The sequence below is a fragment of the Metabacillus sp. KUDC1714 genome, from assembly GCF_014217835.1.
GTDB classification, from domain to species: Bacteria; Bacillota; Bacilli; order Bacillales; family Bacillaceae; genus Metabacillus; species Metabacillus rhizosphaerae.
This window is the reverse complement of sequence record NZ_CP055263.1, coordinates 1,022,286-1,036,625: the sequence shown is the minus strand read 5'-3', so window position 1 is coordinate 1,036,625 and position 14,340 is coordinate 1,022,286. Positions and strand designations below refer to the sequence as shown.

The following is a 14,340-nucleotide window of genomic DNA, read 5'->3' as shown; positions in this document are numbered from 1 at the left end:
ATTGATATGCATAACTGCTATGATAAGAATAACAAATCAATAATATAAACCTTGGGGAGAAGACACGATGATCGAAAAATATATTGAAGCGTTAGATATTGCGTATGTTTCTTCGTTTTCAACAAAAATAGAAACAAGCTGGGGCTATCTTTTTTATAATAAAAATCAACCAAACTATTATGATGCAAACCATGCACATATTTCTTCCTACGTTGGTGATTATGAAAAGATCATTGATGAGGTTATTTCTTTTTATCAGGCTCAACAATTAATTCCAAGATTTTATCTTTCCAACTACGAAGGGCATACAGGTTTTATTAGTGCTCTGAAACAAAAAGGATTCGGGTTTGAAGAGTTTGATTGTCCGGTTCAACTTTGGAAAACAAAGGTCGATTTCGTGAAGGACCCAAATGTAACAATTGAAAAAGTAACAAGTGAAAATAAACTAGATGCTATAAATATCGAATGTCAAATTCAAGAACTAGGCGGGTCAATTAGGGAAAAAGCTTTTGAAGAGGAATTTTCACAAGAGGCCTATACTCACTATTTATTAAAATATGATGGTGTCCCTTGTTCAACCGCATGTATATTCCAGTATGAACAGGATGCTAGACTAGAAAGTGTAGCTACACTGGAAGAGTACCGAGGTAAGGGATTGATTGGACAGCTCATTCATCATATTCAAGAGGAAGTAGAAAAGAAACATGTAGAACGATTTTGGGTGATGCCGATAAGTGAAAGAGTTGAGAAGGTTTATAAGAAATCAGGTTTTGAAACAATCGCAAATTTGAAAACTGGTCATGCCTTTTTAGGTGGAAAAAGCATTGAAGAGATCCGAAATAGCTAAAAATGGGCTTCAAATGATTATCCTTATATTGACAGTTAATCATGAGTTCTGTTATTTTATAGGTAACAATATTTTAGGAGATGTTTTTTGTGAGGGTTTCTGTTCTTAACTAATCGAAGTAAATACTTCATCTACATGACTAAGCTTTGAAAAACTTTTATGATTTTAAAGGTTTATTTGAGTATGTTTCTGTAGAAGGTTAAGAACAAAACGGTTATCGTACACAATTTGCGATCTCTTTGCATAGTGCCCGTATTAATCCGTGCTTTTGTTTAAGCACGTTTTTTTATGCTATCAAATTATTCTTTAAAGATGATAGCAGAAGGAAAACTTAGGCTTTTGCGATTTTTAAGGCGAGTTTTTCTAATGGGCAAATATGTTTATTAGGCATGGTCTGCTTAATAGATAGAGGTTTTAAAAGGTGATGAACAACCATGTTCATCGCCTTTTTTTTTATGTCAATAAATACAAATGGAGGTTCAAACATTGAACAAGACCAAAATCGAAAGTTTAGAATTTGATAAAGTATTAGCTTTACTATGTGATTTCGCAATGAGTGATGCAGCAAAGAAAAGAGCGATAGAGCTCTTACCAATTCATGATGAGAAAAAAATAAGAAGATGGCTTAATGAAACGACAGAGGCATGTACAATCATTGAAAAGTCTTCAAGTATTCCTGTCAACTCGCTTCATGGCGTAGAACAAATCATTGCTTTAGTGGATAAAGGGTATTTACTCACACCAGAGCAATTCGGTTTTCTAGCTACGTTTTTAGATAGTGTTAAAAAAATCAAACGGTTTATGATGAAGCAAGATTATCATGCACCAACGATTAGCTCGTATGCCTATTCACTTTACGAATTATCAGAAATAGCAGATGAAATCTCACGTTGCATTCGCAATAATCAAGTGGTTGATTATGCGAGCAGGTCATTAGCGAAAACAAGAAACAAGATTGTTTCAATAGAAGAAAAGATCAAAGCCAAGCTAGCTCAAATTATGAAAACCGCTTCTAGTTATCTACAAGAACAAGTAGTAAGTGTGAGAAATGGAAGATATGTTGTCCCTGTGAAAAATGAATATAAGCGAAAATTTTCAGGGACAATCGTCGATCAATCTTCGAGCGGGCAAACCGTATATATGGAGCCGAAGGATCTTAATAAGCTGCAGGATGAACTTTTATTTTTGAAGGTTGAGGAAGAACTCGAGGTTCAGAAAATTCTTGGACAATTAACTGATCTAACGGCAACGTATAAACAAGAACTGCTTATTAATATTGAAGGAATGATATCCTATGATTTTATCTTTGCTAAAGCAAAATTAAGTAAATTCATGCATGGAAATGAAGTTCAACTACAACAGGATGAAGGCTTTCAGATCTTAAATGCCAGACATCCTTTATTAGGAAGGGATGCTATCCCATTAACAATGTCATTAGGGAATGAGTATATGGCATTGGTCATTACTGGACCGAATACAGGAGGTAAAACGGTTACAATTAAAACTGTTGGTTTATTGTCGATGATGGTTCAAGCAGGACTTCATATTCCTGCAGATCGTACTAGTAGCTTTTGTATTGTAAAGAATATTTTTGTAGATATTGGTGATCATCAAAGCATTGAGCACTCACTAAGTACGTTTTCTTCACATATTCGAAATGTAATTGATATTCTTCAAAAGTCTCGAGAAGATACATTAATTATTCTTGACGAAATTGGTTCAGGTACAGATCCAAGGGAAGGAATGGGGTTAGCTATTGCTATTTTAGAAGCATTATATAACTCAGGGGCGATGATAATTGCTACTACCCATTACAGTGAGATTAAGGAATTTGCAGAAAAAGCGAACGGTTTTCAAAATGGATCAATGGACTTTGATATTGAAACACTTCAACCACTTTATAAACTTATAGTTGGAAAAGGTGGAGAAAGTCAGGCATTTTCAATTGCACAAAAGCTAGGAATGCCCGCATCAATCATTAACAGAGCGAAGGAAATTTCCTATGATCAGCCTAAAGAGGAACGCAACATTACACCAGCTACCTTTAAAAGGGATAATCAAAAAAGACAAAAGAAAAAGGCAATACAAAAAGACAATCTATCAATGATTACGTATCAAATCGGTGATGCTGTTTGGATTTCACAACTTCAAACAAAAGGAATTGTTGTCTCAACTCCTAATTCGATGGGAGAAATGGAGTTATTAGTAAAGGGACAAAAAATGACATTAAATCATAAACGGGTAAAACCATTTATTGACGCTGAAGAATTGTATCCAGAGGAATATGATTTAAATCAGGTCTTTGATTCTAAAGATGTGCGTAAGAAGAAAAAAATGATGGATCGGAAGCATGTTGAAGGTTTAACAATCGATCATATCGAGGAATAGAGAGGGGGGTAACCCCTTTCTTTTCATAAACTCGATATAAAACCTGAATGATAAACACATCCCTTAATTAAGATGTAAAGCCTTGCTACACTTGAGTTTTACTTCGGTAAATACACATTTTGTGAAAAACTTCACAAAGGGTATTGCAGTTTTAAAAAAGGTGGATTATAATAAAGTCATCAATCATGTGAATCATTTCACAAACTCATGTGAATATATTCACAATCTTTTGTAGGAGGAATTTAAAATGAAAATTGCGGTTATTGGATGTACTCATGCTGGGACAGCAGCTATTTCAAATATAATTAAACTTTACCCAAATGCAACGATAAATGTTTACGAAAAGAACGATAATATTTCTTTTTTATCTTGCGGAATTGCTTTACATGTTAGTGGAGTAGTAAAGGATGCGAATGGTTTATTTTATTGCACTCCTGAGGAACTAACTGAATTAGGTGTAAATATGTTTATGAAACATGAAGTACTGGACGTAAATGTTGAAGAGAAGTCACTTGTTGCAAGAAATCTTGTAACAAATGAAGTGATAAATGAGACATTTGACAAATTAGTGATCGCAACAGGGTCTTGGCCTGTTATTCCAAAAATTGAAGGAATTAATATGGAGAATATTCTTCTTTGCAAAAACTTCCATCATGCAAACACAATTATTGAGAAAGCAAAAGACGCTAAAAATATTGTTGTTGTAGGTGCAGGCTACATTGGAATCGAATTAGTAGAAGCATTTGAAATGAGCGGGAAAAACGTTACACTTATTGATGGGGAAAGTAGAATATTGAGCAAATACTTGGATGAGTCTTTTACAGAAATCATTGAAGAGGATTTTCAAAACCGTGATATACGCTTAGCCTTAGGTGAAACAGTTACCCGTTTTGTAGGAAGTGAAGAAAAGGTTACAGCAGTTGAAACAACAAACGGAACGTATGAAGCAGATCTCGTCATCTTATGTATTGGTTTTCAACCTAATACACATTTAGTTAAAGGGCAAATCGAAATGCTTGAAAATGGAGCAATTAAAGTAGATGAGTATATGCGCACAAGTAATCAGGATGTTTTCGCAGCAGGTGATAGTTGTGCAATCCGTTACAATCCAACTGGTCAACATGCATATATTCCACTTGCAACAAATGCTGTTCGAATGGGGACATTAGTTGCGAAAAATTTGATGAAACCGACAATCCGATATATGGGCACACAAGGTACATCTGGAATTAGGATTTTTGACCAAAATATCGCGACAACTGGTTTAACGGAAATGATGGCACTTCGTATGGGGATGAATGTGAAAAGTATCACAATCTTAGAGCATGATCGTCCAGAGTTTATGCCAACATATGAAGATATCAGGTTAAAGGTGGTCTATGAGGAAAACACAAAACGGATCGTTGGTGCACAGGTTATGTCTAAAGTAGATGTCACACAGTCTATTAATACATTATCTGTTTGTATTCAAAACAAGATGACAACAGATGAACTTGGCTTTGTCGATTTCTTCTTCCAACCGCATTATAATAAGCCGTGGAATTTTTTAAATCAGGCTGGATTACAAGCACTATAATGTCTTGTTAAATAGGGAATCCTATAGTTTACTAAAAATAGGCAGTGGAACTCCAAAGGGTTTATAGGAGCTTCACTGCCTTTATCATTTATGCTGATTTCTTATCTTTTTGCCATACTATCTCCATTTGTTCTAGTGTTTTTCCTTTTGTTTCAGGAACAAACTTCCAAACAAATATCGCTGATAAAACACTCATTAGCCCATAAAAACCATAAGTCATTCCACCGCTGTACTCCATCATCATAGGGTAAGTTGATGAAATGAAATAATTTGCGGCCCATTGTGCAGCTACAGCAACGGCAACGGCCTGTCCACGAATTTTATTTGGGAAGATTTCAGAGATTAATACCCAACAAATTGGCCCCCATGACATCATAAATGATGCTGTGTAAACAATAATGAATAGTAAAGTGCTAATCCCGATCACGTTCGCAAACGCCATCCCTGCAACACCAAACATACCAAGTGCCATACCGATGGAACCTACTATTAATAAAGGTTTACGACCCCATTTATCAACAGTTAATATTGCAACAATAGTGAATAATGCATTTACAAATCCCATGACAATTGTTTGGAGCATAGAAGCATCTTTCGCAGCTCCCATGCTTTCAAATATACGTGGAGCATAATATAATGCAACATTAATCCCAACAAACTGTTGGAAAACGGAAAGTAAAATTCCGACAATGATGACAAATTTTCCATAAGAGAATAGTTTATCTTTAGGGATCGTAACAGTTTGCTTAATTTCCGAGAGGATCGCTTTAGCCTCTGATGAACCGTTGATCTTAGTTAAAATGTCTAAAGCTTTTTCATCTTGCTTTTTCATAGCTAAATAACGTGGTGTTTCTGGTACAAAAAGCAAAAGTACGGCAAACAGCAATGCTGGGATTGCTTCTGAAGCAAACATATATCTCCAGCCAACATCATTGATCCATTCCAATGATTGTCCTTGGGCAATGCCAAAATTGACAAAGTAAACGACTAACATTCCAAAAATAATGGCAAATTGATTAAATGATACTAAACGACCACGAATGTTAGCGGGAGCAATTTCACTTATATACATTGGGCAAATCGCAGATGCTAAACCTACACCAATTCCACCCAAGATTCGGTATAGATTAAATGTTAGTAACAATGAAAGGGTTGGCTCACCTTTTGTGAAAAATAAAAATTCAGGATAAGCTGAACCTAATGCTGAAAGTAAGAATAGTACAGCCGCTATTAATAGAGAATTTTTTCGACCAAAATTAGAAGCAAAGTAGCCTGATATTAATCCACCAACGATACATCCAATTAATGCACTTGATGTTGTAGCACCGTGTATGAAAGAATCTAATCCTAAACTGTCAATAAAGTATACTTCTAAAGATTTTTCAGCTCCGGAAATTACTGCGGTGTCATAACCAAAAAGCAAGCCTCCAAGAGTTGCGACTAGAGTAATGACAATAATATAAAGAGAATTTGATTTTTGCATAGTTGTTTTTTAAGAGACAAATTTAACAACAGAAAGGGAGGAGTTAAATATAAATTTGATAACGCTTTAATAATATGGATACCTTATGATCATTTCCTATCTAGGTATATTTCTATTATTTTTAGACTAGATATCAATTGTTGTTACGCTTACATTTCCCTTTTTATTGTTAAACATTTTAAAAAGTTGTCTCTATTCTCCTTTCTCTTAGGATTGGAAAAATAATTATTATCCAATCATGTAGTAATTGTATAGCATTCTATTAATAAGATAGTCAACTAGAAGTATTATGTGCTGGAGCAGTATAGCTACCAGCACATCCTTAATTCTTAAAAATCTATTAAACCGTTACACGAGAAAGCGTTTCAAGTAAATATTGGTTTACAATCCCTTTCAATCGTTCTTGTCTACCAGATTCATTCTTAATCTCATTTAATTGAAGCGCATAAGCCTCTAACTTATGAAAATCAGTTGTTCCTTCAACAATATCAAGACCAATGCCCTCTGAATAGCTGCTATAACGTTGGTCTACAAAATCGTCTAAAACTTTGTCTTCGATCAACTTATTCGCAACCTTTAAGCCAATTGCAAAGCTGTCCATACCTGCAATATGTGCGTGGAAAAGATCCTCAGCATCAAATGAACCTCTTCTTACTTTCGCATCAAAGTTAAGTCCACCTTTGCCTAAACCACCATTTTTCAAAATTTCATACATTGCAAGAGTTGTAGAATACAAGTCTGTTGGGAATTCATCCGTATCCCAGCCAAGTAACGTATCTCCTTGGTTCGCATCAACTGAACCTAACATATTGTTAATACGCGCAGTGCGTAATTCATGCTCAAACGTATGTCCTGCAAGAGTTGCATGGTTTGCTTCGATATTAAACTTAAAGTAATCTGTTAAATCATATTTTTGTAGGAATGCTAATCCTGTTGCCACATCGAAATCATATTGATGCTTCGTTGGCTCTTTTGGTTTTGGTTCGATTAAGAATGGTGCATCAAAGCCAATTTCCTTCGCATAATCAACTGCCATATGGAAGAAGCGTGCTAAATTATCTTGCTCAAGTTTCATATTTGTATTTAAAAGCGTTTCATATCCTTCACGGCCGCCCCAGAATACATAGTTCTCTGCACCAAGCTCTTTACCAACCTCTAAACCTTTTTTAACTTTTGCAGCGGAATAAGCAAATACATCAGCATTATTTGACGTAGCTGCACCGTGTACATATCTAGGATGTGTGAACATATTTGCTGTATTCCATAAAAGCTTAGTTTTGCTAGTGCTCATATATTCTTTAATCATCGCAACGATAGTATCTAAGTTTTGATATGTTTCTTTTAATGTTGCTCCTTCTGGTGCGATGTCAACATCATGGAAACAGAAGAATGGAACATTTAATTTTTCAAATAATTCAAATGCAGCCTCTACACGAGCTTTCGCTAAGTCCAAGCCTTGTAAATGATTCCAAGGACGGATAGCTGTTCCTACTCCGAATGGATCTGATCCATCTGCAGTAAATGTATGCCAGTATGCAACAGAAAAGCGTAGAATTTCTTCCATTGTTTTTCCATTAATCATTTCTTCAGGATTGTAGTATTTAAAAGATAGGGGATTTTTTGAGCTTGCACCCTCATATTGAATCTTATTAATGTCTTGGAAATATTTCATAATAGTAGCCTCCAATTTTTAAGTTCTAGAATTATTATTTACTTTGCTGTTATCGCTTACACAATAGCTAACTTAATAAAGTGTTCTTGTAACTTTTTTCATTATAACAGGGCAAACTTAGTTTGTCTATCCGATAAACTAAGTTTTTATTAAAATTTTTAAATAAAAATTTATTCGATTATTATATCTTTTAAAGCTTAATTATCTAGTTTTGTAACAAGTAACTATGTTAATTAAAGGAAATCTATTTTGTGTTTTCCTTTTAAAAAGGCAAAAAAAACCATACACTAAGAACATGAGGTCATTTTTGGAGGTGTATGAGATTGGATTTTCGTATTGAAAAGGACACAATGGGTGAGATTCAAGTGCCTGCTGAAAAGTATTGGGGTGCTCAAACACAGCGTAGTAAGCAAAATTTTAAAATCGGTGGAGAGAGAATGCCAAATGAGGTAATCGTTGGTTTTGCGATTTTAAAAAGATGTGCAGCTATTGTAAATGATTCACTTGGTAAGCTACATAAAGAAAAAGCACAGGCAATTATCATTACATGTGATGAAATAATCGAAGGTAAATTAAATGATCATTTTCCACTTGTTGTATGGCAAACAGGAAGTGGAACACAAAGTAATATGAATGTAAATGAAGTGATCGCTAGAAGAGGGAACGAATTACTTACAGAAAAGGGAATTGATGCTACGATACATCCGAATGATGATGTCAATATGAGTCAAAGCTCAAATGATACCTTTCCCACTGCCATGCATATAGCAGGTGTGTTAGCTGTTGAAACTAAGTTGTTGCCAGCTATTGATAGGCTTTCAGTCACATTAGATAAAAAAGTGCAGCAATTTAAAGATGTCGTCAAGATAGGCCGTACACACTTACAGGATGCAACGCCATTAACTTTAGGACAGGAAATTAGTGGTTGGGCACAAATGCTTCATCAAACAAAAGAAATGATTCAACAGGCCACCGGATATATGAAGAATCTAGCAATTGGTGGAACAGCAGTTGGAACAGGGATTAATGCTCACCCGGAATTTGGCAGTCGTGTTGCAAAGGAAATAAGTGAATATACAAAGCATGATTTTAAATCTTCGGTTAATAAATTTCATGCCTTAACAAGTCATGATGAAACAGTCCATACCCATGGAGCGATAAAGGCATTAGCTGCAAATCTGATGAAAATTGCAAATGATGTTCGCTGGTTGGCTAGTGGACCTAGGTGTGGAATTGGGGAAATTACGATTCCAGAAAATGAGCCTGGAAGTTCAATTATGCCAGGAAAAGTGAACCCAACTCAAAGTGAAGCATTAACTATGGTTACAGTACAAGTAATGGGAAATGATGCAGCGATCGGTTTTGCTGCAAGTCAAGGTAATTTTGAATTAAATGTATTTAAACCAGTTATTATTTATAATTTCCTTCAATCAGTACAGCTTATTTCAGATGCAATTATCTCTTTTCATGATCACTGTGCTGTAGGAATTAAGGCGAACCTTCCAGTCTTAGAACGCTATGTAAATGATTCATTAATGCTTGTAACAGCTTTAAATCCTCATATAGGATATGAAAATGCTGCTAAAATTGCGAAGCTTGCTCATAAAGAAGGGGTAACACTAAAGGAAGCTGCAAGTAAATTGAATTTGCTAACAGGTGAACAATTTGATCAATATGTGAAACCAGAGGAAATGACTTATCCTAAGAGTTAGAAAAAAGGTCTAAATATTTAGTAAATGGTTTTATTAGAGGAGTAAACAATACAAACTAAAGGGACGGAGTTGTAATTTTATCTCTTTAGTTTGTATTGAAATAGTATTTATTTACTTACTTTGCATTAACTTCAACCAACGGAATTTCTGTGTAAAAAGCCACACCATTTTCCTCATTTGTAGCCCAGACCTTTGAAGCATGTAAATCGGCAATTCGTTTCACGATGCTTAATCCTATACCGAATTCACCTTTATGCCCCTTTTGAAACGGTTCAAAAATCTGATCCATTATAGCTTCATCAATTGATGGTCCATCATTCCATAAACGTAACACAATATGTTGACTTGCTTTTGTAATCGAGATTGAAATGGTTTGATTCGCATACCGCAATGAATTTTCAAGAAGATTCTCTACAAGCTTTTCCCATTGTTCTTCATCACCTAGTATCGTTGCTTCATCTAGGTGAAGCTGCCAATCGAGTTTAGACTTAGCCCATTTGATTCGATCTACCTCATCATGGATCAGCTCATCGAGACGAAATGCCGTTTTTGTTGGCTTACGTGTGGACAAGAAATCAAGCTTTGTTAAATAAAGTAAGTCCTTTATTTTTTTCTCTAGCTTTTCAGATTCCTCTTCAATGACATCCATTGTACTTGTTAAGTCACCCTTTGGGAAAATACCATCATTGACTGATTTGGCATAACCGCGTATCACCATGACAGGTGTTTTTAAATCATGAGAGATATTTTGCAGTAATGTTTGCTGGGCTTCATCTTTTCGAACAAGATGCTGCCTCATTTTTTCAATCGTATGACCAAGTTTCCCAATTTCATCATTTCGGTCTACCTCTACTGGCTCATGCCATTCTTGCTCTGAAAACTTTTTTACATGTTTCTCAAGTGTAACCAGTGGCCTTGATAAGTATTTAGCTAGCCAAATAGATGGTATCCAACTAAATAAAAACACAATAAACATAACTAACATTAATTGACGAAATAGCGTAAAGACTAGATCATTTCGATAAGAATCCCAAGAATACGATAATAGATAGCTTTGTTCCCCATTAACTGTTAACTTTCGAATCACATAAAAGAGTGTTTGGTTTTTTAAATTCTTTTCATAGCGCTCCACTGATCTTGATTGGTTTGTTGCAAGTTCTTGTGTTTGCTTAATAAAATCAATTGGTAATTCCTCAGAATATAAGAAGTATGGACTTTGAATAGGTAGTACCAAATGTGAGACAGAACGATCTTTTTGTTTGGTATCACCCAAGTCATGATTATTTCCTGGATTTCCATATTCGGTTAGAATAAGCTGTTCATTCTCAATTGTTTTATAGATTTCCTTTGTGAAGAAACCTCTTAACGTTGTTGGAAATAGGATTACTAATAATATGGATATAGCTAAGAGAATACCTGAGAAAACAAACCATATTTGAAATGCTAATGACTTATTTTTCATCCTTTTAACATCCTATAGCCATAGCCATAAATCGTTTCAAGCTTAAGATCTGGCATTTTTTTCCGTAATCGTCTCACAAGATCATCTACTACCCGATCTGTGCCAAAATAATCTGATCCCCATAGATTTGTTAAGATTTGTTCTCTAGAAAAGGCTTGACCTTGATTGTGTAGAAAAAGCTGTAACAAATCAAACTCCTTCGAAGTTAAGTTTACTTCCTGACCATTTAGGTAAGCAATTCTCACCTGTTCATCTATTTGATAAGGGGAGAGGTTAATGAGTGTACTTACTTCTTCAGAATATGTCCGTGACAATAGCTTTTGTACCCTAATCACTAGCTCTCGTGGTAAAAAGGGTTTAGAGATATAATCATCACTTCCTAGTTCTAGCCCTAATACACGATCAATATCGGCATCTCTAGCTGAGATGAAAATAACTGGCACATCCGGTGTAGCAGCTTTTATTTCTCTTATTAATTGGTAGCCATCAATATCAGGAAGCATAATATCTAAAATCCATAAATGTGGAGGCTGATTGATTAAACTTCTTGCTTCAGTACCTGTTAAGCAAGAAGTTACAGACCAGCCTTCATTTTTTAGGTACATAGTAAGTAATTCATTTAAGTTTTTCTCATCTTCCACTATATAAATGGTGTAATTCATGCTTTCACATCCTCTTTAGGCACTATTATACAACGTACCTTCAAGTTCGTTCGCTCTTTTCACAATTTCCCACAATTCTTTCATTATTCTCCCAAACTCATTTTGTATAGTTACATTATAAGAAAAACGGATGACCTTAGTCATGTTTAAGCAGATGAAACATTGGCATTCAAAAACGCTTCATTCATTATATAACTGCAGTTTTTCTGAGGAACTATACACGCAAACTAAATTGAAACTTTCATTACTTATTATGAAGAAAGAAGGGTTTACAAGAATGAGAGCACTTATTTTTACAGGAGTTTCACTATTATTAATTTTAATTGTAATTGGTGGATATGTAAGTTCACAAGGAGTATAGAATCCATTCACATAAATAAAAATTTAGGAGGAAGACATTATGGGATATTATGATGAAACAGAAATTACACGTGACAAGGTAAAGCCACGTAAAAGTATAAAACCATTTTTTACATCACTTCTCAGTGGCGTGGTCGGTGGTGCTCTTGTATTAGGAGTAACCACATATACCGATCAACAAGCACCAAATGCAACAGAAAATAAAGCTACTATTGAAACAGCGGTAAAGAATAATGATACCGAAACGACGACACCAGTTTCAACACAGGAACTATCTAGTAATGCCAATTCCATTGCAGATATTGTTGACAGTCTTTCACCAGCAATTGTTGGTATTACAAATATGCAATCACAAATGAGTGGAGACATATTTAGAAATTCTGAGAGTGGTAGTGTAGAAAGTGGGACAGGATCAGGAGTCATATTTAAAAAGGAAGGCGAATCAGGCTATGTGATTACAAACAACCATGTTATTGAAGGAGCAGAATCGATTCAAGTAACCCTTTTTAGTGGAGAAAAAGTAACCGCAGAATTAGTTGGAACTGATGCGTTAACAGATATTGCGGTTTTAAAAATCAATGCAGAGGATGTAACAGCTGTTGCAGAGTTAGGTGATTCATCGTCACTTCGTACAGGTGAGAATGTGATCGCGATCGGGAACCCACTTGGTGAAGAGTTCTCAAGAACAGTAACACAAGGAATCGTTAGTGGTGTTGATCGTACAATCGATGTGACAACATCAGAAGGTGATTGGGCGTTAGATGTACTTCAAACCGATGCAGCCATAAATCCTGGGAATAGTGGTGGCCCACTTATCAATATGAGTGGCGAAGTAATCGGTATTAATAGCTTGAAAATTAGTGACAGTGGTGTTGAAGGACTAGGCTTTGCCATTCCGAGTAACGATGTTATTCCAATTGCCGAAGAGCTAATGAAAAATGGGAAAATACAAAGACCATTTATTGGTGTTGGCCTTGTTGAAATGAGTGAAATTCCTCAGTATTATTTGCAAGAAAACATGAAGCTCCCTGAAGATTTAAAGGAAGGGGTAATTGTAGGAAATGTTTCACAAGGTTCACCGGCTGATGAAGCAGGCTTACAACAACAAGATGTTATTGTCAAAATGAATGAGACCGCGATAACAAATGCAAGTGAATTACGAAAATTTCTTTATTCGGAAACAGAAATAGGTGAAGAAGTACAAATAACCCTTTATCGTGCAGGGGAAAAAAAGACAGTCACCATTAAGCTGACAAATCGTGATGCAACGAATGCTTAATTAGTTATTGGGAATAACTCGTTACTCTTTACTATAGATATCTTTTTGCTGACCTAGGCGTGAGTATCGTCCACCTTGGATGGACATTCACCTTAGGTCAGATTTTTTTTTGAAAACGAATTGCATTATTCATTGTAATAATAAAGCTCTTGTATATTCATAATAACTTCAGGGAATAGTTTATATTCGAGGAGTGATGACATGAAAAAGGATAGACAACAAGTTGATGAAGATAAAATTGCACCTGGTATGGATGATGACTTTGAATTGAATGAAAAAGCAACGCAAGAGGAAATTGGAAAAGGTGAGTCAACGAAGGTTGTAACCTTATCTTATGATGAGGTAGACCCATCTTAGTGCTAGGTGGATAAAAATCTCTCACTTTGCAAATGTAGTTTTTTCTTCAGATGGAATGAGTAACAAATGGTCTTTTAGCAAATAGTATACATAAGAAATTGATAAAAGGAGTGATCGAAAGTGGAGAAAAAAACGAAATTAGAAAGTAGTCAAATCGCAGGAAGACAATACGAGGTAGAAGATTACAAGCGCCAGGACGAGTTATCATCTGGACTAGCTACTACCCATGAACAAGCATCTGATGATTATATGGAAGGTACAATCGATGCAATGTTTGAAAAGAATGTTGATAATCCGGAAAGTATATCTAAAAAAGAAAAGTAGTAAGCATTTTACATAGTATTGTTAATTAGGTTGAACCGTCCTTGTAGAAGGAGTTCAACCTTTTTTGTTGATTAAGAAATAATAGTATTCTTGAACTATGGATAAGCGCACGAAATCCAGCGCAAGCGCCTAGCCCCTCTAGGGTCTAGATAATTTAGAATTGTAGGCAAAGAATGCCTTCAATTCTAAATCATCTTATTTGCCTGAGGTTGTTCAAG

Annotated in this window: 12 protein-coding genes; 8 read left to right on the top strand and 4 right to left on the bottom strand. The window is 35.3% G+C overall.

Annotation, left to right across the window (positions count from 1 at the left end; genetic code table 11):
* The first annotated feature begins 67 nt into the window (after window positions 1-67).
* The 3 genes from HUW50_RS05080 to HUW50_RS05070 all read left to right on the top strand — a co-directional run bounded on the left by HUW50_RS05080 (window position 68) and on the right by HUW50_RS05070 (window position 4,811).
* Complete coding sequence (locus HUW50_RS05080) at window positions 68-847, top strand: GNAT family N-acetyltransferase (protein WP_066329829.1); 780 nt, start codon at window positions 68-70, stop codon at window positions 845-847.
* A gap of 486 nt (window positions 848-1,333) precedes the next feature.
* On the top strand, window positions 1,334-3,235 hold the full coding sequence (locus HUW50_RS05075; protein ID WP_185653743.1) for an endonuclease MutS2: 1,902 nt from the start codon (window positions 1,334-1,336) through the stop codon (window positions 3,233-3,235).
* Window positions 3,236-3,482: 247 nt separating this feature from the next.
* Window positions 3,483-4,811, top strand: a complete 1,329-nt coding sequence (locus tag HUW50_RS05070; RefSeq protein ID WP_066329833.1) for an FAD-dependent oxidoreductase — start codon at window positions 3,483-3,485, stop codon at window positions 4,809-4,811.
* An 88-nt stretch (window positions 4,812-4,899) separates the two neighbouring features.
* On the opposite strand, the gene xylE is transcribed toward HUW50_RS05070, so the two are convergent.
* Complete coding sequence (gene xylE / locus HUW50_RS05065; protein ID WP_066329834.1) at window positions 4,900-6,294, bottom strand: D-xylose transporter XylE; 1,395 nt, start codon at window positions 6,292-6,294, stop codon at window positions 4,900-4,902.
* A 340-nt stretch (window positions 6,295-6,634) separates the two neighbouring features.
* Complete coding sequence (gene xylA / locus HUW50_RS05060) at window positions 6,635-7,966, bottom strand: xylose isomerase (protein WP_066329836.1); 1,332 nt, start codon at window positions 7,964-7,966, stop codon at window positions 6,635-6,637.
* Window positions 7,967-8,289: 323 nt separating this feature from the next.
* Between xylA and fumC the strand changes: the two genes are divergently transcribed.
* Window positions 8,290-9,678, top strand: coding sequence for a class II fumarate hydratase (gene fumC / locus HUW50_RS05055; protein WP_066329838.1), 1,389 nt, complete (start codon window positions 8,290-8,292; stop codon window positions 9,676-9,678).
* 115 nt (window positions 9,679-9,793) lie between these two features.
* On the opposite strand, the gene HUW50_RS05050 is transcribed toward fumC, so the two are convergent.
* Window positions 9,794-11,140, bottom strand: coding sequence for a sensor histidine kinase (locus HUW50_RS05050; protein ID WP_066329843.1), 1,347 nt, complete (start codon window positions 11,138-11,140; stop codon window positions 9,794-9,796).
* Window positions 11,137-11,802, bottom strand: coding sequence for a response regulator transcription factor (locus HUW50_RS05045; RefSeq protein ID WP_066329846.1), 666 nt, complete (start codon window positions 11,800-11,802; stop codon window positions 11,137-11,139). Before HUW50_RS05045 ends, HUW50_RS05050 begins: the two co-directional genes overlap by 4 nt.
* 142 nt (window positions 11,803-11,944) lie before the next feature.
* Here HUW50_RS05045 and HUW50_RS05040 point away from each other — a divergent pair, with 142 nt between their 5' ends.
* The 4 genes from HUW50_RS05040 (at window position 11,945) to HUW50_RS05025 (ending at window position 14,122) form a co-directional block, all read left to right on the top strand.
* Complete coding sequence (locus HUW50_RS05040) at window positions 11,945-12,163, top strand: hypothetical protein (RefSeq protein WP_066329849.1); 219 nt, start codon at window positions 11,945-11,947, stop codon at window positions 12,161-12,163.
* 39 nt (window positions 12,164-12,202) lie between these two features.
* The gene (locus HUW50_RS05035) at window positions 12,203-13,441 is read left to right on the top strand and encodes a S1C family serine protease (RefSeq protein WP_066329851.1); all 1,239 of its coding nucleotides are present in this window, start codon (window positions 12,203-12,205) and stop codon (window positions 13,439-13,441) included.
* A 201-nt stretch (window positions 13,442-13,642) separates the two neighbouring features.
* The gene (locus tag HUW50_RS05030) at window positions 13,643-13,798 is read left to right on the top strand and encodes a hypothetical protein (protein ID WP_185653742.1); all 156 of its coding nucleotides are present in this window, start codon (window positions 13,643-13,645) and stop codon (window positions 13,796-13,798) included.
* Between the two features lie 120 nt (window positions 13,799-13,918).
* Window positions 13,919-14,122 carry a YozQ family protein gene (locus tag HUW50_RS05025; RefSeq protein WP_066329853.1) on the top strand — a complete coding sequence of 68 codons (204 nt, stop codon included), beginning with the start codon at window positions 13,919-13,921 and terminating at the stop codon, window positions 14,120-14,122.
* Window positions 14,123-14,340: the final 218 nt, after the last annotated feature.

What these genes read in the sequence shown, in the direction of transcription:
- HUW50_RS05080 (WP_066329829.1), top strand. Translation starts at nt 68, where the DNA reads ATGATCGAAAAATATATTGAAGCGTTAGATATTGCGTATGTTTCTTCG.
- xylA (WP_066329836.1), bottom strand. Translation starts at nt 7,966, where the DNA reads ATGAAATATTTCCAAGACATTAATAAGATTCAATATGAGGGTGCAAGC.
- HUW50_RS05035 (WP_066329851.1), top strand. Translation starts at nt 12,203, where the DNA reads ATGGGATATTATGATGAAACAGAAATTACACGTGACAAGGTAAAGCCA.
- HUW50_RS05070 (WP_066329833.1), top strand. Translation starts at nt 3,483, where the DNA reads ATGAAAATTGCGGTTATTGGATGTACTCATGCTGGGACAGCAGCTATT.
- HUW50_RS05045 (WP_066329846.1), bottom strand. Translation starts at nt 11,802, where the DNA reads ATGAATTACACCATTTATATAGTGGAAGATGAGAAAAACTTAAATGAA.
- HUW50_RS05050 (WP_066329843.1), bottom strand. Translation starts at nt 11,140, where the DNA reads ATGAAAAATAAGTCATTAGCATTTCAAATATGGTTTGTTTTCTCAGGT.
- HUW50_RS05040 (WP_066329849.1), top strand. Translation starts at nt 11,945, where the DNA reads ATGTTTAAGCAGATGAAACATTGGCATTCAAAAACGCTTCATTCATTA.
- xylE (WP_066329834.1), bottom strand. Translation starts at nt 6,294, where the DNA reads ATGCAAAAATCAAATTCTCTTTATATTATTGTCATTACTCTAGTCGCA.
- HUW50_RS05030 (WP_185653742.1), top strand. Translation starts at nt 13,643, where the DNA reads ATGAAAAAGGATAGACAACAAGTTGATGAAGATAAAATTGCACCTGGT.